This window comes from Teichococcus aestuarii, assembly GCF_003116135.1.
GTDB classification, from domain to species: Bacteria; Pseudomonadota; Alphaproteobacteria; order Acetobacterales; family Acetobacteraceae; genus Pseudoroseomonas; species Pseudoroseomonas aestuarii.
Window position 1 is genome coordinate 141,176 of the sequence record NZ_PDOA01000006.1, and the last position, 20,393, is coordinate 161,568.

A 20,393-nucleotide genomic window follows, 5' to 3' on the forward strand; every position below is an offset into this window, starting at 1 on the left:
TATCCTCCCCGGCGCTCGATCCCGCATGAAAATCGAGCAATCATCCTTACAAATGATGATCTCATAAATTTGTTCTGTTTCTGCTTGTTTTTTGGAATAGATTTTAAAAAATTTAGACCCTCGGAATGGGCCGATCGGCTAGCCAAGCGTTTAGGCGTGAAAGCCGGACAAGGAATTGAGCAGCATGACTGAAGACACGCAGGTTACGATTGGCATGCCTGTTCGAAACGGCGGGCAGCAGATCAGGACCGCGATTGACTCATTATTGTCGCAGACTCACCGGAACATCAAACTCGTCATCTCCGACAACTGCTCGACCGACGAAACGCGTGAGATCTGCCGCGAGTATGCCCGGCAAGACAGCCGCGTCGTGCTGCATGAGCAGAAGGAGAATCTCGGCATCTGCGGGAATTTCCGCTTCGTGCTGATGCAGGCCAAGACCCCCTACTTCCTCTGGGCGTGCCATGACGACGTCTGGGCGCCGGAGTTCATCCAGAAGAACCTGGAGAATCTGCAGCGCCACCCCAACGCCGTGGCCAGCACCTCGCGCGTCGCCATGGTCACTCCGGCCGGGCGCCGGGAGATGTCGAACGGCACCTTCGCGCTGCAGGGCACCGCGGCCGAGCGCCTGCGCGGCTTCTTCTGGGATCCGGGCGAGGTCTCCCGCTTCTATGGCGTGTACCGCACGGAGGCGCTGAAGCGGTCCTTTCCCGAGGATATCGACGTCTTCGGCTATGACTGGATCGTCATGGCGCTGAACCTGCTCGAAGGCGATCATCTCGAGCTGCCGGAAGTGCTGCTGACGCGCGAGGATCACGACGACGACCACTATCATCGCACTCTGGTGCGCCGCCAGCCGCGCCGGCTGCACCGCTGGATGCCGCATCTGCCGATGACGCGGGTACTGCGCGAACGTCTTCCGCCGGAGATCTGGCGCGCCTGCCGCAGCCGGGTCCTGCGGCGCAACGCCATCCAGTCGCTCATGTACTGCAAGTATCGCGTCCCCGCCGTGGCGCCGCTGGTGCGGACGCTCTCCGTGCTGGAGCGGGCCCGCACCCGCTACATCAGGGCGTTCTGAAGCGGGGCCGTGCCCGCCTAGGCGAAGGGCGGCTGCCGCAGCAGAGCGGCCACCTTCGCCGCCGGCACGGGCCGGCTGAAGAGATAGCCTTGCCCCTCGGTGCAGCCGAGCTGCCGCAGCGCCGCAAGCTGCTCCGCGCTCTCCACGCCCTCGGCCGTGACGGACAGGCTGAGGCTGCGCCCCATGCTGACGACGGCGCTGATGACGGCGTTCGACTCCACCCGCCCCGGCAGGCCCGCGATGAAGGAGCGGTCGATCTTGATCTTGTCGAACGGAATGCGCAGCAGGTAGCCAAGCGACGAGAAGCCTGTCCCGAAATCGTCGAGCGCGATGCGCACGCCCAGGCCCCGCAGCGCCTCAAGCGTCGCGATATTGGCCTGGTCGTCCTGCAGCAGCGTCGATTCGGTGATCTCCAGCTCCACCCGCCCGGGGGGCAGCCCGGACAGCTTCAGCGTCTCGGCGAGGGTGGACAGCAGCCCCGGGTCGCGGAACTGCACCGCCGACAGGTTGATGGCGACATTCACCGGCTCGGGCCATTGCGCCGCCTCCGCGCAGGCGCCGCGCAAAATCCACTCGCCGATCCGGATGATCAGCCCGCTCTCCTCCGCGAGGGGGATGAACTCGGCCGGTGAGACATGGCCATGCACCGGGTGATGCCAGCGCAGCAGCGTCTCCAGGCAGGTCACGCGGCCGCTGCGCAGGTCGACGAGCGGCTGGAAATGCAGGGAAAGCTCGCCGCGCTGCAGGGCGGTACGCAGCCCGGCCTTCAGCATCTGCTTGCGGCGGGCCGCCGCCTCCATGCTCCGCTCGAAGAAGCGGAAGGTGCCCCGCCCCCCGGATTTGGCATGATAGAGAGCAATGTCGGCGTTCCGGATCAGGCTTTCCGGCGTCTCGCCATGCTCGGGCGCCAGGGCGAGGCCGATGCTGGTGCCCGCCGCGACCAGCTGCCCCTCCAGATTATAGTCCTCATCCAGCAGCGCCAGGAGATGCCGGGCCGTGCCGGCCGCCTCCTCCGCCGTTGTCAGCCCCGTCTGGAGCAGGGCGAATTCGTCGCCGCCGAGACGGTAGACCTTGCAGCCCTTCCCCTGGCCGGCCCCCAGCCGGTTGGCCACCTGCTGCAGCAGGCAATCCCCCGCGGTATGGCCCAGCACATCATTGATGCCTTTGAAGTGGTCGAGGTCGAGGTAGTAAAGGGCGAGAATCTGCCCGTCCTGCTTCTCGGCGAAGAGTCGCTTGATGTCCTCCTGGAACAGCCGGCGATTGGGCAGGCCGGTCAGCGGGTCGTGATAGGCCAGGTAGGCGATCTGCTGCTCGGCCTGCCGCCTCTCCGTGATGTCCTGCGACACCACGAGCAACCGCACCACCGCGCCCGCCGCGTTGCGCACGGGCGAGACGATCACGTCCCACCATTTGGGCCTGCCGCGGACGGTGGGGCAGAAGCCGGTGAAGTTGCCGGCATCGCCGGCCCGCGCGGCCTCGACCGCCTGGCGGGCCTTGGCCGCCATCTCGGCGGGCAGCGCGGCCAGCCAGTCCTTCCCGTGCAGGCGGCTGGAATCCTCGATCTCCATGAGCGTTTCCCCGGCCTTGTTCATGAACAGGAGCCGGCCGGAGAGATCGAGCACCTTGATGCAGACCACACTGCTCTCGACGACGCCGCGGGCGAATTCCTCGCTTTCCCGCAGTGCCTCCAGCGCCAGCCTGTGGTCGTGGATGTCTTCATCCATCCCGTACCAGCGGATAATCCGCCCCGCCGCGTCGCGGCGCGCCGTGGCCCGGGAACGGAACCAGCGATATTCCCCGTCCGCCAGGCGGAACCGGGCTTCCAGGTCGACCGGCTCGCCGCTGACGAGAGAGCGCCTCCAGTGCCGCAGCACCTCCGCCCTGTCATCGGGGTGCACCACCGAGAGTCGGCCCATCTCCAGGACCTCGTCCTCCGTCATGGCCAGGAGGCGGCTCCAGCGCGGGCTGATGGTGATCAGCGCCCCCTTCTCGTCGGCGACCCAGGCGATCTGCGGGCTGAGCTCGATCGCGTGCCGATGATTCTCCTCGCTCTCGCGCAGCGCCTCCTCCACACGGACACGGTCCGTCACGTCCCAGATCGTGACCAGCACGGCGTCACGCCCGGCGAAGACGAGAAGGTGCGAGAGGACATCGACGATGCGCTCGCTGCCCTTGGCATCCACATGCCGCCAGTTCTGGCTGATCTGGTAGGCCTGGCGGGGCGCCGTGACGGCAGCGCGCACCTGCTCACGCTCCGAGGGCTCGCGGATGTCCAGGATGGTCATGCGCAGGAACTCCTCGCGCGACCAGCCATATGCCATCACGGCCGCATCGTTCACCGCCAGGAAGCGCAGGGTTTCCCGGTCATAGACCCACATCGGCACCGGGTTCTGCCGGAACAGCAGGCCAAGGGCTTCCTCGGTCTCCTTCTGCGGCGTGATGTCGCTGGCGACGCACAGCGCTCCCCTGGCCCCCGCCTGCCCACCCGCCACGGGGCTGAGCGAGAGCCGCAAGGTCCGCGGCCGGCCATCGGCGCTGGACGGGCCGCCCTTCCAGTCCAGCGTGGCGGTGCCGCCGGCACGCAGCACCGCCGCAAGGGGCTCGTCCAGGAAGGCGGCCAGCGCCGCGAGGCTATCAGCCCCCCCGCTGCCGGAGAGGCTGTCCTCCGATCCGCCGATCAGCCGGATCATGGCGCGGTTGAGGTAAAAGGGCTGCCCGTCGCTCCCGAAGAGGCAACATCCGAGCGGGGAGGCGTCCAGCCCCGCCGCCAGCGCCTGGAAGCGCGCTTCCATCATACCGCCACGAGCCGAGGCGTGACGCAGGGCCGAGGTGGTCATCGACAATCCGTCCGTCACCTGAAACGCCACACGGCCTATCACCGGAACGTGAGAATAGTGGAGGGCGGCGGGCAAAAGCAACCACCCCCTGGCCTTCCCCGCCCGCCGCGCCCGTGGCTCCGGCGGCCGGCCAGCGCGCCAGGACGCGCCCGGACCGCCGCGGAGGCGCCGTCATCCGGGCGAGGCGGCCGCCGCGAAGCGGCGCATCAACCCAGCCATATCGGGGTTGTCCTCCAGCGACCAGAGCAGCCCGATCTGCTCCTCCGCCCGTGCCGCCATGCCGGCCAGGCTGGCGTTGGCGCGGTACTTCGCCTCCAGCTCCGCATCCGTGAGCGGCTGCCCCTCGCTGCCGCGCGGTGCCGTCACGGTGATGCTGCGCTCCTCCCCGCCGCCGGTGCGCAGCGTGACACGCGCCGCGCCGCGCGGCAGCCCGTCGTCCAGCACCGCCCGCACCCTGCCGCGCAGCGCCGCCACGGCGGGGTCCCGCACCGCCGCGAGGGAGAACGCCGCCGGCCCGGCCTCGCCCCGTGCCAGCACCACCGCCGCGGTGTGGTGGATGCTCACCCGCGCGTCACGCTCGTTCCGCACGGGCCGGTCGCCGCGGTCGAGCAGGAGCTGGTTCCCGGCCACCACCACCTCGGCGATCGCCTCCCCCGGCACGCGCAGCGCCAGGCAGGCATCGATGACGGCGTGGAAGACGATGCCGCTCGGGTAGGGCTTGTAGGTGTTGCGCGCGAATTCCCAGCGGGTGCCGAGCCCCCCGGTGACGCGGCGGAGATCGGGGGCGTCGCCCATGGCCCGCGCCCAGCCGAGCGGCCCCTCGATGGCGGCCGGCGCGGCGCCATAGCCGGCCTGGGCCAGGAGCGCGGCCAGCAGGCCGTTGCGCGCCGCATTGCCCATGCCGACATTCTTGGCCGCGCTCGGCAGGTTCTCCACCAGCCCGGCCGACTGGCTGGCGGCGATGCCGAGCGCCGCCCAGCATTGCGCGGCGTCCAGCCCCAGCAGCCGGGCGCAGCCCGCCGCCGCGCCGAACACGCCGCAGGTGGAGGTGATGTGCCAGCCCCGCGCATAATGCCCGGGCGAGACGGCGCAGCCGAGGCGGCATTCCACCTCGGCGCCCAGCAGGAAGGCATGCAGCACCGCCTTGCCGCCCAGGCCGCGCTGCTCGGCCAGGGCCAGCAGCGGCGGCGCCACGGGGGCGGTGGGGTGGATCACCGTCTCCAGATGCGTGTCGTCGTAATCCAGCAGGTTGGCGGCGATGGTGTTGACAAAGGCGGCGCCCATCGCGTCCAGCCGCTCGGCGCGGCCGATCACCGTGGCATGGCCGCCGCCCGAGAAAGGCGCCATGACGCGCAGCGCCGTCTCCACCGCCGGGTCACGCGCCACGCCCAGAGCGCCGCCGAAGAAGTTCAGCAGGGCACGCCGGCCCTCATGCCGCAGCGAGGCGGGAATCTCCTCCCAGCGCGAGGCCGCGATGAACCGGCCGAGGATCTCGCCGGCATAGGGAGCGTGCCCGTCTCCACCCATGATGATCCCCCCGCTGCGGGCCGCGCCGCCGGGAGGCGCAGGCCCTTCCCGCGCTCTCCCCGGCTTGCCCTCAGCTTGTGTTATCGATATCAAGCCTGGACCATCCGGGAGGGACGGTCAATTGCGGCAGCGCGTGCAACAGGACGGCGCAGGCACCGGCCGGCGCCGCGCCCTCGTCACCGGCTCGACCGGCGGGCTGGGCCTGGCCGTGGCCGGTGCCCTGGCGGCCATGGGATGCGACATCGTCCTGCACGGCCTGCTCGCGGAAGGGCCGGCGGCGGAGCTGTGGGGCGGCCTGTCCCGGCGGCACGGCGTGGCCGTGCGTTACCACCGCGCGGACCTGGCCGACGCCGCCGCCATCGCCGCCATGATGACCGCGGCGGGCGAAGTCGACATCCTCGTCAACAACGCGGCGACCCGGCATTTCGCCCCGATCGAGGCGATGCCGCCGGAGGATTGGGAGGCGGATCTGGCGGTGAACCTCACCGCCGCCTTCCATACCATCCGCCTCGCCCTGCCGGGGATGCGGGCACGGGGCTGGGGCCGGATCGTCAACATGTCCTCGATCTACGGGCTGGTCGGCGCCACAGACCGTGTCGGCTATGTCGCCACCAAGACGGCGCTGATCGGCCTCACCCGCGCCGTGGCGCTGGAGACGGCGCGGCAGGGCATCACCTGCAACGCCCTCTGCCCCGGCACCACGCTGACCCCGGGCATCGAGGAGCGCATCCGCGCCGCCATGGCCGGCGGCGCCCTGGACCGGGCCGCGGCTTCCAGCCACATCCTGGCCGGCAAGCAGCCGAGCGGCCGCTTCATCGCCGCCGAGGCGGTGGCCGGGCTGGTCGCCTTCCTCTGCAGCGAGGCGGGCCGCGACCTGACCGGCGCCGCCCTGCCGGTGGATGGCGGCTGGTCCGCCACATGAAGCGCGCGACCAGCCGCCCGCGCCCCGCTATGCCGGGCGGGGCACGGCGTCCAGCCGGGCCACCATCCCCTCCAGCCCCGGTGCGGAGGCCGGGTAGCGCTCCAGCACCAGGGGGTCGTGGCCGGGGATGATGTGGTCGGGCGAGCTGGCCAGGCGGTGCAGCGTGTCGTAGCCCTCCAGCATCTGCGCCACGTCGGCGACGATGGGGAAAGGCCGGCGTTGCTGGAGGTTGGCGTAGAAATGCGTGGCATCGGAGGCCAGCACCACCCAGCCGCGCCGCGTGCGCACGCGCATCACCTGCAGCCCCAGCGAATGCCCGCCGACATGGTGCAGGCTGATGCCGGGCGCCAGCTCCACGCTGCCGTCATGGAAACTGGCGCGGCCGGTGAAGACGCGGTCCACCATCGCCTTCACGTCCGCAGCCTCGAAAGGCGCGCGCAGCAGGCCGTGGCACATGCAGCGCCCGGTGCAGTAGGCCATCTCCCGGTCCTGGATGTGGTAGCGGGCGGCGGGGAACATGTCGTGGTTGCCGGCATGGTCGTAATGCATGTGGGAGAGCACCACATCGGCCACGCCGCCGGCCTCGATGCCGATGCGCCGCAGCCCCTCGGCCGGGGTGCAGAGCAGCCGCCGCCCGCGCCGCGCCGCCACCTCGGCGCTGAAGCCGGTGTCCAGCACGAAGCTGCGCTTGCGGCCGACCACCGCCCAGACGAAATAGTCGAGCGGCATCGGCGCGTTGTCATGCGGGTCGCCGCCGAAGAAGTTCTCATGCGCAGGCCGGTCGTGCCGCGCGTATTTGACGGCATGGATCTCGTAGGTGTCTTCGTCATGCTCAGCCATTGCTGGTCGTTCCTTCCCTGCCCGGCCGGAGATCGCCGGGCGATGACACAGGCCGGGGCGCCGCGCCGTGCCGGATGATGGCGGCGATCCCGCCGGGCCGCCCCCGGGCGGGGTGCGGATGCGGGACGTGGCGCTGCGCGCCGGCGTCTCCACCATGACCGTCTCCCGCGTGCTGAGCGACCCCGGCAAGGTCTCCGCTGAGGTGCGCCAGCGCGTGATGGCGGCGATCGAGGCCGCGGGCTACGTGCCGAACCGGCTGGCGGGCAGCCTCTCCTCCCGGCATTCGCGGGTCATCGGGCTGATCGTGCCAAGCCTGGAGAACTCGCTGTTCGCGCCGACCATCCAGGGCATCTCGGAGGTGCTGCGGCGCAACGGGTATCAGCTCATGGTCGCCGATTGCGGCGGCAGCGACGCCGAGGAGGAGGCGCTGGTCACCGCCTTCCTGGCGCAGCGCGTGGCGGGGCTGGTGCTGCACAACACCCGCCACACCGCGGCGGCACGGGCCATGATACGCCGCGCCGGCATCCCCGTCGTGGAGACGGGCACGCTGACGCCAAAGCCGCTCGACATGGTGGTGAGCTACTCCAACCACGAGGCCTCGCGCGCCATGACGCTGCACCTGCACCGGCTGGGCTACCGGCGCATCGGCTTCGTCAGCCTGCCGGCGGCCGGCAACAACCGCGCCCTGGCGCGCCAGGGCGGCTACCGTGCCGCGCTGGCCGAGGCCGGTCTGCCGCCGGAGCCGCGGCTGATGCTGGAAATGCCGCCCGGCCTGCCCTCCGGCGCCGAGGCGGTGGTGCGGCTGGCGGAGGGTCCGGTGCCGGCCGATGCCATCTTCTTCGCCGGCGACGTGCTGGCGGTCGGCGCCCTGTTCGAGTGCCAGCGGCGCGGCTGGGCGGTGCCAGGCCGCGTCGGCATCGCCGCCTTCGACAACATCGAGATCCTGGGCCAGATGGTGCCACCCATCACCACCCTGCGCCTGCCGCGCGCCGAGATCGGCCGCCGCGCGGCGGAGATCCTGCTCGACCGCATCCAGGGCCGGTCGGCCGGGCCGGTGCGGGTGGATCTGGGATTCGAGATCATCCAGCGCGCCAGCACCTGAACCAGAGGTGGCGGTTTTGATGATACCGGTATCATGATTCGGCTTGTGCGCTGCCCGGACGCTGCCTAGACCCGGACCAGGGGCCGGCACGGCCCAGGGAGGACGCAGGATGTCGAAGCCGGTTCTGGGCTTTGTCGGGCTGGGGCAGATGGGCAGCCGCATGGCGCTGCGCCTGCTGGAGGCCGGGTATCCGCTGGTGGTGTGCGACACGGCGGAGACGGCGCTGGCGCCGCTGCTGGCCCGGGGCGCGCGCCGCGCCGCCACCCCCGCCGCGCTGGCCGACCAGTCGGACATCGTGCTGGGCAGCCTGCCGACGCCGGAGGCGGTGCAGGCGGTGGGGCTGGGCCCGCAGGGGCTGCTGCACGGCCAGAGGGCGCGGCGCTTCATCGACCTGTCCACCACCGGGCCGCGCATCGCCCGCCAGGTGGCCGGCGCCTTCGCCGCGCAGGGCCGCGTCGCCCTCGACGCGCCGGTGAGCGGCGGCATCACCGGCGCCGAGCAGGGCGCGCTGGCGCTGATGGTCTCGGGCCCCCGCGCCGAATTCGCGGCGCTGGAGCCGGTGCTGCGGGTGCTGGGGCGGCCCTTCTTCTGCGGGGAGGAGGCCGGCCAGGCGCAGGTGATGAAGCTGTGCAACAACCTCCTCGCCGCCGCCGCCCTGGCGATCTCCTCGGAGGCCATCGTCATGGGCGTGAAGGCCGGGCTGGACCCGGCCCTGATGTGCGAGGTGATCAACGCCAGCAGCGGCCGCAACAGCGCGACGCAGGACAAGTTCCCCCGCGCCGTCATCCCCCGCAGCTTCGACTTCGGCTTCGCCACGGGGCTCTCGCACAAGGATGTGCGGCTCTGCGTGGACGAGGCGGAGGCGATGGGCGTGCCGATGGTGGTGGGCAGCGCGGTGCGGCAGATGCTGGCCGTGACCAGCGCCTCCTTCGGGGCGGAGAGCGACTTCACCTCCATCGTCAAGGTTGTGGAGCAGTGGGCGGGGGTGGAGGTGCGCGCCCGCTGAGGCGGCGCCGGCCAGGATCAAGGTGCCAGGGAGGGTGGCCAGGGAGGGTTCCCTCCCCGGCCGGGCGGGCCCTCATTCCAGCCGGATGTTCAGGTCGCGCACCACCGAGGCCCAGCGCGCCGCGTCCTGCGCGATGAACCGGCCCGTCTCCTCCGGCGAGGTGGCAGCGGGGATGGCGGCCTGGCCGCGGAACGCCGCGCGCAGCGCGGGCGCGGCCAGCGCCTCGGCCATCACCGTGGCGAGGCGCTGGGCGATGGAGGCGGGCATACGCGCCGGGCCGAGCAGGCCGAACCAGTTTCCGCTCTCCACCGGCACGCCGAGCTCGATCATGGTGGGCGTGTTCGGCAGCAGATCGAGCCGCTCCGCCGCGCCGAGCGCCAGGATGCGCGCCTTGCCGTCGCGCGCCAGCGCCTCGGCCGGGCCGGCATTGAGGAACATGCAGTCCACCTGCCCGCCGAACACGGCGGTGCTGGCCGGCGCGGCGCCGGTGAACGGCACATGCAGCATCTGCAGCCCCGCCTGCTGGGCCAGCGCCTCCATCGCCAGATGGGAGGTGCTGCCGATGCCCCAGGAGGCGAAGCTGACCTGCCCCGGCCTGGACCGCACCAGCCCAAGGAAGCCGGCGAGATCCTCCGCCCCCAGCCCCGGCCGCAGGATCAGCGCGAAGGGCCCGCGCGCGAACAGCGTGACGGGCGTGAAATCCGACACCGCGTTGTAGGCCAGCCTCGGGTAGATGAGCGGGTTGATCGCGTGCGTCTCGGCATTGGCCAGGATCAGCGTGTGCCCGTCGGGCGCGGCGCGGGCCACGGCCTGGGTGCCCACCGCGCCATTGGCGCCAGGGCGGTTCTCGATCACCACGCTCTGGCCCAGCGCGGCGGAGAGCGGCTGCGCCAGAATGCGGATCAGCACATCCGCCAGCCCTCCCGCATTCCAGGGCACGACGACGCGCACCGGCTGCTCCGGATAGGCGGCCAGGGCGGGGGCGGCCAGCGGCAGGGCCGCGGCCGCCCCCAGCAGGGTGCGGCGGCTGATGGGAGCCATGGGATCGTTCCTCGCGCGGTGGGTCTTGCTTGGCGCCATCCTCGCGCAGAACCAGATTGTCGGACAAGAATTTTTGTTATCGATACCACACGCCTCCAAAGGCGGGGCCGGGGAGCCGGGGGAGAGCGGCGCCATCCTGCGGGCCGGCGGGCGATCGCCGCCCCGCGGCGGCCGGCCCGGGCGATATTCGCAGCCAGAGGCGCGCCACCCATCCTTACGGCCTGGCCGTAGCCCCGCCCGGCGTGGCACGCGTAGCAGGGGGAACGGCCGGTGGAATCATCCGGCCGGAACGGGCGGCTCCGGCCCCGCTTAGAGCGGTAGCGGGCCGTCGCTCTTCACCTCTTCCATCACGGCATAGGTGCGTGTCTCCCGCACGCCGGGCAGGGCCAGCAGGACATCCCCCAGGAAGCGCCGGTAGGCCGCCATGTCCTGCACCCGCGTCTTCACCAGGTAGTCGAAGCCGCCGGCCACCATGTGGCATTCCAGCACCTCCGGCGCCCGGTTCACCGCCGCGGCGAAGCGGGTGAAGACATCCGGCGTCGTCTTGTCGAGCAGCACCTCGACGAAGACGAGCAGGCCGAAGCCGAGCCGGTGCGGATCCAGCCGCGCCCCGAAGCCGGTGACGACGCCCTCCTTCAGCAGCCGCCGCATCCGCTCGCTGGTGGCGGTGGGGGAGAGGCCGATCCGCTCGGCCAGTTCCAGATTCGTGATCCGGCCCTCGCGCTGGAGAACGGAAAGGATCATGCGGTCTGTACGGTCCATCATCCGAAGCTTTCACTATCAACCCGGCTCCATGGCGCCGATCATGCTGCCCAATCGCCGAAAGCCGCGTGTCGATCAACCCAGCGCGGCGGTAGGATCGGCTCCTCCGGCTCCCGGGCCCTGTGCTGCCGAAAGACCGCATGATGAGCGCTGAATCCCTGCCAACACCCTTCCTCGCCCTGGCGGAGGGGCTCCCCACACAGGGGCCGCTGCGTGACGCCGTCACCGCCGCCTACCGGCGGCCGGAGACGGAATGCCTGCCGCCCCTGCTGGCCGCCGCCGCCCTGCCGCCGGCGCAGGAGGAACAGGCCGCCGCCCTGGCGCGGCGCCTGGTGCAGGCCCTGCGCGGCAAGCCGCGCCAGGGCGGGGTGGAGGCGCTGATGCAGGAATTCTCGCTCTCCAGCCAGGAGGGCGTGGCACTGATGTGCCTGGCCGAGGCGCTGCTGCGCATCCCCGACACCGCCACGCGGGACGCGCTGATCCGCGACAAGATCGCGGGCGGCGACTGGCGGGGGCATCTCGGCCATTCCGGCTCGCTCTTCGTCAACGCCGTCACCTGGGGGCTGGTGGTGACGGGCCGGCTGGCCGCGCCGGAGGGCGAGGCGGGGCTCGGCGCCAGCCTGACCCGGCTGCTCCGCCGCGCCGGCGAGCCGGCCATCCGGCGCGGCGTCGATCTCGCCATGCGGATGCTGGGCGAGCAGTTCGTCACCGGCCAGACCATCGCCGAGGCGCTGGCCAACAGCCGGGCGCGGGAGCGGCAGGGCTTCCGCTACTCCTACGACATGCTGGGCGAGGCGGCGGCGACGGCGGAGGACGCCGCCCGCTACCTGCACGACTACGAGACCGCCATCCATGCCATCGGCCGCGCCTCGGCCGGGCGCGGCATCCAGGAGGGGCCGGGCATCTCCATCAAGCTCTCGGCGCTGCACCCCCGCTACAGCCGCGCGCAGCGCGGGCGGGTGATGGCGGAGCTGCTGCCGCGCGTGGCGGGGCTGGCCGTGCTGGCGCGGCGCTACGACATCGGCCTCAACATCGACGCCGAGGAGGCGGACCGGCTGGAGCTGTCGCTCGACCTGCTCGAGGCGCTCTGCCACGACGAGAGGCTGGCGGGGTGGGACGGCGTCGGCTTCGTGGTGCAGGCCTACCAGCGCCGCGCGCCCTACGTGATCGACTTCGTCATCGACCTCGCGCGGCGCACGGGGCGGCGGATGATGGTGCGGCTGGTCAAGGGTGCCTACTGGGACAGCGAGATCAAGCGCGCCCAGCAGGACGGGCTGGCGAGCTTCCCCGTCTTCACCCGCAAGATCCACACGGATGTCTCCTTCCTCGCCTGCGCGCGGCGGCTGCTGGACGCGCCGGAGGCGGTGTTCCCGCAATTCGCCACGCACAATGCGCGGACGCTGGCCGCCATCCACGCCATGGCCGGGCCGGAGCGCTACCGGCCGGGCCAGTACGAGTTCCAGTGCCTGCACGGCATGGGCGAGCCGCTCTACGAGGAGGTGGTCGGCCCGGCGAAGCTGGACCGGCCCTGCCGCATCTACGCGCCGGTCGGCACGCATGAGACGCTGCTGGCCTATCTGGTGCGCCGGCTGCTGGAGAACGGCGCCAACAGCTCCTTCGTGAACCGCATCCACGACGCCCGCGTGCCGGTGGAGGCGCTGGCTGCGGACCCTGTCGCGGCCGCCGCCGCCCTCGTCCCGCCCGGCCGGCCGCATGACGGCATCGCGGCGCCGCCGGACCTGTTCGGCGCGGCGCGGCGCAATTCCGCCGGGCTCGACCTCTCGGACGAGCACAGCCTGGCCGCGCTGGCCGGCACGCTGCGCGCGGGCACGGCGCCGTTGCGGGCCGCGCCGATGCCGCCCGCTGAAGGATCTGAGGCCGCCCCGCCGCGCCCCGTGCGCAACCCCGCCGACGGGCGCGACGTGGTGGGCCATGTCGCCGAGGCGACGCCGGCCGCGGTGGACGCCGCCCTGGCCCGCGCCGCCGAGGCCGCGCCGGGCTGGGCGGCGCTGCCCGCCGCCCGCCGCGCCGACTGTCTGGACCGCGCCGCCGGGCTGATGGAGGCGCGCCTGCCCGCCCTCCTCGGCCCGCTCGTGCGGGAGGCGGGCAAGTCGCTGCCCAACGCCGTGGGCGAGGTGCGCGAGGCGGTGGACTTCCTCCGCTACTACGCCGCCCAGGCGCGGGAATTCGGCGGCGCGACCCACCGGCCGCTCGGCCCCGTCGCCTGCATCTCGCCCTGGAACTTCCCGCTGGCCATCTTCACCGGCCAGGTGGCGGCGGCGCTGGCGGCGGGCAATGCCGTGCTGGCCAAGCCGGCGGAGGAGGCGCCGCTGACCGCCAGCCTCGCCATCGGCCTGCTGCACGAGGCGGGCGTGCCGCCCGAGGCGGCGCAGCTCCTGCCCGGGGATGGCGCGGTGGGCGCCCGGCTGGTGGCCGACCCGCGCGTGCAGGGCGTGATGTTCACCGGCTCCACCGATGTGGCGCGGCTGATCCAGCGGCAGCTCGCCGGGCGGCTCGGCGCCGATGGCCGCCCTGTCCCGCTGGTCGCCGAGACGGGCGGGCAGAACGCCATGGTGGTGGACAGCTCCGCCCTGGCCGAGCAGGTGGTGGCCGATGTGCTCGCCTCGGCCTTCGACAGCGCCGGGCAGCGCTGCTCCGCCCTGCGCCTGCTCTGCCTGCAGGAGGAGGCGGCGGACCGCATCCTGGCCATGCTGAAGGGCGCGATGGCGGAGCTCTCGGTCGGCAATCCGGACCGGCTTTCCACCGATGTCGGGCCCGTCATCAGCGAGGCGGCGCGCGCCGGCATCGTGGCGCATGTCGAGGCCATGCGCGGCAGGGGGCACGCCGTGCACGCACTGGCGCTGCCGGAGGACTGCGCGCGGGGCAGCTTCGTGGCGCCAACCCTGGTCGAGATCGACCGGGTGGCGGCGCTGGAGCGGGAGGTGTTCGGCCCGGTGCTGCACGTGCTGCGCTTCCGCCGCGACGCGCTGGGGGACCTCCTGCGGGACCTGCGGGCCACCGGCTACGCGCTGACCTTCGGCGTGCATTCGCGCATCGACGCGACCATCCGGCGGCTGGCGGAGCAGGCCCCGGCCGGCAACATCTATGTCAACCGCAACCAGATCGGCGCGGTGGTGGGGGTGCAGCCCTTCGGCGGGCACGGGCTTTCCGGCACCGGCCCCAAGGCCGGCGGGCCGCTCTACCTGCGCCGGCTGCTCGCCGCCTGCCCGGCCGCGATGGGATTGCCCGAGGGCAGCCTGCCGGAGCCGGCGCGGCTCTGGCGCGAATGGCTGGGCAGGCGCGGCCTTCCGGTGCCCGGCACGCCGGCGCCGCTGGCGCCGCCCCGCCTGCTGCCCGGCCCGGTGGGCGAGGAGAACCGCCACGGGCTGTACCCGCGCGGACCGGTGCTCTGCTGCGTCACGACCGAGGCCGGGCTGGCCCGGCTGGTCGATGCCGCGCTGGTGGCCGGCAACACCGTCCGCCTGCTGGCCCCCGCCACCTTGCAGCCCTCCCTGCCGGAGCCGCTGCGCGCCTGGATCACCCCTGCCGCCACGCCGGACCCCGCCGGCTGCGCCGCCGTGCTGCACGAGGGCGACGAGGCCGGGCGGCTGGCCCTGTGCCAGGCCGCCGCGGCCCTGGAAGGCCCGCTCGTCCCCGTGCTCGCCGCCGGGCCCGGCGGCAGCCTGCCGCTGGAGATGCTGGTGCTGGAGCGTTCCGTCAGCATCAACACCACCGCGGCCGGCGGCAATGCCAGCCTCATGACGCTGGGCGACGGCCCGGGGAGCGGCGGCCTGGAGTCGTGAAGCGGGCCGGGCGGTGACGCGGCAGGGCCACAGCGGGCCGGAAAGCGCCGCCGCCGCCGCGCCGGCCCGCTCCATGGCCTTGCCAGCCCCCCGCTTCCGCGACAGGGTGGGCGTTGCCCCAGGGACGCAGCCTTCCGGAAAAGCGCAACTCCGCGCTATCCGCCGCTTAGAAGGCGAAGAGAAGGCTTGATCTGAGCCGATTCCGTGAAAAAATGTTGCGCCGTTTCCACAATGGAGCGGTGCCACGGCCGAATTGAAGTTGGGATCGCTCCGATGCCTCCAAAGAACACGTTCCGGACTGCCATGGGAGAGGTCGCAACGATCCGCGCCGCCGCGAAGGGCGGTGTGAGCCGGCGCCGCCGCCACGCCGCCCTGGGCCTGCTGTGCCTGCCCGGCCTGATGGCCCTTGCACCGCTGGAGGCCGCCGCCCAGACGGCGACGATCGGCCCGGAGGCCACGGCGCGCGGCGTCACCGTGATGACCCGCCAGCGCCCCGACTACGACCCGGCCGGCGTGCGCCTCAGCGGCTTCCGCATCGACAGCTCGCTCGAAGCCGGGCTGGGCTACGACGACAACCTCCAGCCCGGCCGCCAGGACGAGAAGGGGGACGCGTTCTTCACCGAGACGCTGAACGTCTCGGCCAACAGCTTCTGGACCCGCCACGCGCTGGGCCTGACCGCGTCGCAAACCTCCCGGCAGCATTTCCGCGAAAGCAGCCTGAACTGGAACGACTATACCGTGGGCGTCAACGGGCGCTACGACATCGGCCGTGCCTCCTCGGTCTTCGGCCGCTACAACTACCAGCGCGCGCATCTCGACGTTGACAATTTCGACGTGCAGGAGGGCGGCTTCAGCCGCCCCGTTCCCTACGACCAGCACATCTTCGAGGTGGGCGGCGTCGCCGCCTTCAACCGCCTGTCGCTGAAGCCCTCGGCCGAGTACCGGATGATCCGCTACGAGGACCGTATCAGCGGCGAGCAGCGGGAGATCAACTCCAGCAACGACTACAGCTCGCTGCAGGGCGAGCTGGAGGCCGATTACAGCGTCGTCGAGGGCCGCCACCTGCTGGGCCTCGTGCGGGTGCAGGACATCGCCTACGAGCGCAGCGAGCAGCGCGGCCGCGACTCCTTCACCTGGGAGGCGCAGGCCGGCTTCCAGTACGATTTCACCGGCCTCTGGCAGGCCCGCTTCACCGCCGGCTACCGCGAGCGCAGCTACGACGACCCGACGCTGAAGAACCTGTCCGGCCCCGCCTTCGAGGGCCAGCTCATCATGGTTCCCTCGCAGCTGACGACGGTGACCTTCGCGCTGCAGCGGACCATCGAGGAATCCATCCGCGCCAGCAATGTCAGCTACACGCGCACCCTCGGCCGCGTCACGGTGGACCACGAGTTCCTGCGCAACGTCATCCTGACGGGCGAGCTGCGGGCGGAGCACCGCGACTACCCCGAGCGCGGCACCGTCACCGACGGCATCGCCCTGGTCGGCGCGCAGTACCTGATCAACCGCAACATGGCGCTGCTGGCCAGCTACCAGCACACCGAGCGGCTCGACGCGCCGGAAGGCGTGCGGGAATACGGTATCAACCAGTTCCAGGTGCGGCTGCGCTTCTCTTTGTAATGAATCTGGTACTCATCAACTATTGATCGAGCAGCGACCCATTTCTGCTTCGCTCAGGTTCGGTTCATCTGTAGAGCTTTGTCTCAGATTTCCAGATTCCGGGAGTGAGAAATGCCTCGTTCTGCTTTTTCGGTGAAAGGCTTCCGCGCAGGGCTGCGTGGCCTGGCCATGGGCGCCCTGCTCGCCCTGGCTGCCTGCGCGACGCCGGGCGCCGACCTCCCTCCCCTGCCGCAGACCGCCGCGGGCCCCTACAAGCTCGGCCCCGGCGATCAGCTTCGCGTCACCGTCTTCAATGACCCGCGCCTGACGGGCGAGTTCCGCATCACCGACACGGGCACCATCGCCCTGCCGCTGGTCGGCGCCATCCCCGTCTCCGGCCGCACCACGGGCGAGGCCGAGACGGCGATCGTGCGCAGCCTGCGCAGCCGCAACCTGTTCAACGATCCGTCCGTCGCCGTCGAGATCCAGGAATACCGCCCGGTCTTCGTGCTGGGCATGGTGGAGCGCGGCGGCCAGACCCCGTACCAGCCGGGCATGACGGCACTCGCCGCCGTGGCCGTCTCGGGTGGCTTCAACTACCGCGCCGTGACCGATTATGTTGGCCTCACCCGCATCGGCGCGGACGGCCAGCCGCGCGAGTTCCGCGCCGAGCGGCAGACCCTGCTGCAGCCGGGCGATGTGGTGACGGTGTTCGAGCGCCGCTTCTGATCATCGGCGGGGGAGGTGCCGCACCTCCCCCGGATACAAAGACGGCCCCGCCGCGCGCAACGCGGCGGGGCCGTCTTTGTATCCGCAGCGTGGCTCAGACGCTCAGGCTGAAGCCGTTGCTGGAGGCGGTGACCAGATAGCGCTGGATCAGCTTCTCGCGCTTCTTGGGGTCCGCCAGCTGCTCGGTGTCGAAGCGGGCGGAAAGGCTGCGCGCCTGCGCCTCCACCGATTGCAGCGCTAGCTCGCTGGGCAGCCCCGCCACGGTGGTGGCGACGCGGCGCATCACCTTGTCGCCCAGCACGGTGTAGATGTCGGGCTTGGTGTCCGGCCGGGCCTGGATGACCAGCGCATCTGCCACCACCTGGCTGCGGTCGGAGATGGCGGTGAGCCGCTTGTACTCCACCAGCCCGTCGGCGATCACCGCGCGGAACTCCGGGTCCTTCAGCTTGGCGAGACCATCCTTGGCGAAGCCGAGCTGCTCCGCCGCTCCAGCCCAGCGCGCATCCGGCAGTTGCCGGGCAAGCGAATCCTTCTGCGTGGGGTCGGAGGTCAGCGCCTTGATGGCCAGCCCGGCGTTCTCCACCTGGTCGGCGAGGCCGAGGCCCTGCATCAGCACGCGCCGCGCCTCCGGGTTGCGCAGCAGCTCCTCGGGCGATTTCGCCTTGTCGATCGCCTTGAACAGCGTCGCCAGGTCGCGCTTGACCATCGGGTCGGCGCGCAGGCGCTCCGTCTCCTTGTCGGCGTTCTTCAGCGACTGGTTGTAGAAGGCCACCGTCTCGCCCGGAGACATGGCCGTGCTCGTCTCCGCCGCGCCGCCGAACAGCGTCAGCAGGTAGGGGTTCACGGCCATGGCGGCGGCTCAGCCCGCCACGGCGGCGAGGCCGAGCACCGCGTCGTCATGCGCGAAGAGGGTGCGCACGCGGCGCATCGCCTCCCAGCAATCGCTCGCCTCCAGGTCCGCGATGGCCTCGGCCAGCAGGCGGCGCGCCGTGGCGGAGGTGGTGGCGTCGGAATACTCGCCCGCCAGCCGCCGCGCCTCGGCGATATAGTCGGCGCGCTCATGCTCCTCGGCGATGTAGGCGGCCTGGATGGCGAAGTAGACGCGCCGCGCCGGGGTGCGCGCCTCCTCCGGCGCCATGATCTGCTTGCCGAAGAGGAAGCGGGCGCGGTTGGAGAGCATGACGCTGGTGCGCGTCTTGAACTGCAGCGCGGCGCCGTTGACCAGCATGCGGTCGCCCGCGCGCAGGTCCAGCACCAGCCGGCCCTGGCCGGGAGTGGCCTCCTGCCGGCCGCTCATGCCACGGCCGCCACGGCCGGGCGGGCGCGCAGGCCGGCGGCGAAATCGTCGCAGATATCGGCCAGGAACACGAGATCGGTCTCCCCGCCTTCAATGTCGCGCAGCGCGGCGGCGGCGACCGAGGCAATCAGGCCACGCAGCTCGCGCGGCAATTCGCAGGATTCGTGCAGCACCAGCGTCTGGAGCGTGGTGAACAGGCGGCGCGCATCGGCCCGGGCGCGGGTGAAGGCCAGGGGATCGCCGCTGGCGGCGGCCTCGCGCAGCCGGCCGGAGAGGATGGCGTAGACTTCCGCCTCCTGCTCGCGCAATGGCCGCGCCGCCTGCACGGCGCCATAGGCGCGCAGGGCCTGGGGATTTTGTGCGTACACGGTGCCAGCCTCTCGTTTTGACGGCTGGGGCCGGGCGGCCCCGTCTTGGCAGTGTGGCCGGGGGCCTTTTGGCCCCCGGCTGTTTCAGAGTCCTGTCAGCGCCGCGGCGCGATCAGCGGAACAGGCTCAGCAGGGCGGAAGGCGACTGGTTCGCCGTGCTCAGCGAGGTGGTGCCGAGCTGCTGGCGAATGGTCAGCGACTGCATGCGCGCGGATTCCTTGGCCAGATCCGCGTCGATCAGCGCGCCGAGGCCGGATTCCATGGCGTCCAGACGATCCTTATTGAAGGAGATCTGGCCGTCGATGGCACGACTGTCATTACCGAACTGAACCAGCGCCTCGCTAACGGATTTCTCCGCTGCGGCGAAGCTCCCGGTCGTCGGCGTTGCGCCGGGACCACCATTCAACGCGGTTGCCCACTGCTCAGCCGTGATCTCACCGCCAGCCTCTGCCGCTGGCTTAGTGATCTTCAACGTACTCATGTCAACGGCGTCGATTGAGTAGCTGGTCGCCTTTTCGTTGCGCACGACGTTGATGTTGGAGCTCGTCATGGCGGCGTCGTAGGCTGCGGACGCTGTCGATGCAGAGGCAGCGGCCAAAAAGTAAGTCTCAGCCGCCGCGGCGTAGTCAGCAACCTTCGCCTCATCCCCAACACTGTCAGCGCCGGTGCCCGTATAGGCGGCTGCTGCGGCGGTGAAGTTGTCTAGTGCATTGTCGGGGTCTGCCATATACTCCGCAAGGGTGGGTAACGTCGCCGAGGGATCGAACGGAGTGTCCAGATCAGGTAAGGCAAGCCCGGCCTCATCCATCGCCGCCTTTGCCGCCGTCAGCGCAGTCGTATCAGGCTTGGCAATTGTGGCGCCGTCTGCGTCCTTTGGCGTGACCAGCAACGTCTTGCCATTGTAAGTCGCGTCGCTGACATAGTTGTTGACCGAAGCGGTCAGCTTATCGAACTGCGCCACGTAACCGGCACGCTCCTCGCCGGTAACCTTGTTGTCGGCCAGCTTGACCATCACCCCCTTGAGCTCACTCATGGTGGTGGACACCTTATTCAGGCCCGCAAGAGTGGTATCGAGCAGGCCCTTGGCACCGCCGAGCTGCTCGTTCGCGCTGGTCAGGCCGGCCACATCGCCGCGCACCTTCTGCGCCACGGCGAAAGCGGCACCATCGTCCTTGGCATCCGAAACGCGGTAGCCGGTGGAAATCCGCTTCTGCGTGGTGTCCATCATGTCGTTGGTCTTGTTCAACGACTGCAGGGCCACCATCGCGCCGGCATTGGTGATGACCGAATTGAGGGCCATGGCTGAATTCCTGTTGTCCGACGCCGCCCAGTTTTCGGGCGGCGCGGCCAGCGCCCCTGCCTTTTGTGGAGCGGTCTGGCCAGCTGGATGGTCGCCGCGCGGATCATCCGCCGCACCCTCCGTCTCCGCCCGGTCCTTGGGCGGCAGAGGAAGGCTGAGGTCGTTTTGCTAACCACATGTTG

At 71.1% G+C, this 20,393-nt stretch carries 16 protein-coding genes; 7 read left to right on the plus strand and 9 right to left on the minus strand.

Annotated elements, in window-relative coordinates; translation table 11 throughout:
- Positions 1-184: 184 nt before the first annotated feature.
- On the plus strand, positions 185-1,078 hold the full coding sequence (locus CR165_RS11405; RefSeq protein WP_109517114.1) for a glycosyltransferase family 2 protein: 894 nt from the start codon (positions 185-187) through the stop codon (positions 1,076-1,078).
- Positions 1,079-1,095: 17 nt separating this feature from the next.
- Here CR165_RS11405 and CR165_RS11410 read toward each other — a convergent pair whose 3' ends face one another.
- Positions 1,096-3,915, minus strand: a complete 2,820-nt coding sequence (locus tag CR165_RS11410; RefSeq protein WP_109517115.1) for a bifunctional diguanylate cyclase/phosphodiesterase — start codon at positions 3,913-3,915, stop codon at positions 1,096-1,098.
- 171 nt (positions 3,916-4,086) lie between these two features.
- Entirely contained in the window at positions 4,087-5,442 is a 1,356-nt protein-coding gene (locus CR165_RS11415) for an MmgE/PrpD family protein (RefSeq protein WP_109517116.1), read from the minus strand.
- A gap of 133 nt (positions 5,443-5,575) precedes the next feature.
- Here CR165_RS11415 and CR165_RS11420 point away from each other — a divergent pair, with 133 nt between their 5' ends.
- Positions 5,576-6,364, plus strand: coding sequence for an SDR family NAD(P)-dependent oxidoreductase (locus CR165_RS11420; protein ID WP_245906350.1), 789 nt, complete (start codon positions 5,576-5,578; stop codon positions 6,362-6,364).
- A 27-nt stretch (positions 6,365-6,391) separates the two neighbouring features.
- Here CR165_RS11420 and CR165_RS11425 read toward each other — a convergent pair whose 3' ends face one another.
- Complete coding sequence (locus CR165_RS11425) at positions 6,392-7,204, minus strand: N-acyl homoserine lactonase family protein (RefSeq protein ID WP_109517117.1); 813 nt, start codon at positions 7,202-7,204, stop codon at positions 6,392-6,394.
- Between the two features lie 67 nt (positions 7,205-7,271).
- Here CR165_RS11425 and CR165_RS11430 point away from each other — a divergent pair, with 67 nt between their 5' ends.
- Both CR165_RS11430 and CR165_RS11435 read left to right on the plus strand, forming a co-directional pair.
- On the plus strand, positions 7,272-8,306 hold the full coding sequence (locus CR165_RS11430) for a LacI family DNA-binding transcriptional regulator (protein ID WP_219929728.1): 1,035 nt from the start codon (positions 7,272-7,274) through the stop codon (positions 8,304-8,306).
- Between the two features lie 109 nt (positions 8,307-8,415).
- The gene (locus CR165_RS11435) at positions 8,416-9,312 is read left to right on the plus strand and encodes an NAD(P)-dependent oxidoreductase (protein ID WP_109517118.1); all 897 of its coding nucleotides are present in this window, start codon (positions 8,416-8,418) and stop codon (positions 9,310-9,312) included.
- A 72-nt stretch (positions 9,313-9,384) separates the two neighbouring features.
- Here the strand turns inward: CR165_RS11435 and CR165_RS11440 are convergent, their stop codons facing one another.
- Both CR165_RS11440 and CR165_RS11445 read right to left on the minus strand, forming a co-directional pair.
- On the minus strand, positions 9,385-10,353 hold the full coding sequence (locus CR165_RS11440; protein ID WP_181378112.1) for a Bug family tripartite tricarboxylate transporter substrate binding protein: 969 nt from the start codon (positions 10,351-10,353) through the stop codon (positions 9,385-9,387).
- A 309-nt stretch (positions 10,354-10,662) separates the two neighbouring features.
- Entirely contained in the window at positions 10,663-11,118 is a 456-nt protein-coding gene (locus CR165_RS11445; protein ID WP_109517120.1) for an Lrp/AsnC ligand binding domain-containing protein, read from the minus strand.
- 140 nt (positions 11,119-11,258) lie between these two features.
- Here CR165_RS11445 and putA point away from each other — a divergent pair, with 140 nt between their 5' ends.
- The 3 genes from putA (at position 11,259) to CR165_RS11460 (ending at position 17,246) form a co-directional block, all read left to right on the plus strand.
- Positions 11,259-14,918: a bifunctional proline dehydrogenase/L-glutamate gamma-semialdehyde dehydrogenase PutA gene (gene putA, locus CR165_RS11450; RefSeq protein ID WP_245906351.1), complete on the plus strand. Its 3,660-nt coding sequence runs from the start codon at positions 11,259-11,261 to the stop codon at positions 14,916-14,918.
- 303 nt (positions 14,919-15,221) lie between these two features.
- Complete coding sequence (locus CR165_RS11455) at positions 15,222-16,538, plus strand: outer membrane beta-barrel protein (RefSeq protein ID WP_109517122.1); 1,317 nt, start codon at positions 15,222-15,224, stop codon at positions 16,536-16,538.
- 111 nt (positions 16,539-16,649) lie between these two features.
- The gene (locus tag CR165_RS11460) at positions 16,650-17,246 is read left to right on the plus strand and encodes a polysaccharide biosynthesis/export family protein (protein WP_109517123.1); all 597 of its coding nucleotides are present in this window, start codon (positions 16,650-16,652) and stop codon (positions 17,244-17,246) included.
- A 94-nt stretch (positions 17,247-17,340) separates the two neighbouring features.
- Here the strand turns inward: CR165_RS11460 and CR165_RS11465 are convergent, their stop codons facing one another.
- From CR165_RS11465 to CR165_RS11480, 4 genes are all read right to left on the minus strand, one after another.
- A complete protein-coding gene (locus CR165_RS11465) occupies positions 17,341-18,096 on the minus strand; it encodes a DUF1217 domain-containing protein (RefSeq protein WP_109517124.1) in 756 nt (251 codons plus the stop codon).
- A 9-nt stretch (positions 18,097-18,105) separates the two neighbouring features.
- Positions 18,106-18,543 (minus strand): flagellar biosynthesis repressor FlbT, encoded by a 438-nt coding sequence (locus CR165_RS11470; RefSeq protein ID WP_109517125.1) that lies wholly within the window; start codon positions 18,541-18,543, stop codon positions 18,106-18,108.
- A complete protein-coding gene (locus CR165_RS11475) occupies positions 18,540-18,911 on the minus strand; it encodes a flagellar biosynthesis regulator FlaF (RefSeq protein ID WP_109517126.1) in 372 nt (123 codons plus the stop codon). The genes CR165_RS11470 and CR165_RS11475 overlap by 4 nt, the downstream gene beginning before the upstream one ends.
- Before the next feature lie 112 nt (positions 18,912-19,023).
- Positions 19,024-20,211, minus strand: coding sequence for a flagellin (locus CR165_RS11480; RefSeq protein WP_109517127.1), 1,188 nt, complete (start codon positions 20,209-20,211; stop codon positions 19,024-19,026).
- Between the last annotated feature and the right edge of the window lie 182 nt (positions 20,212-20,393).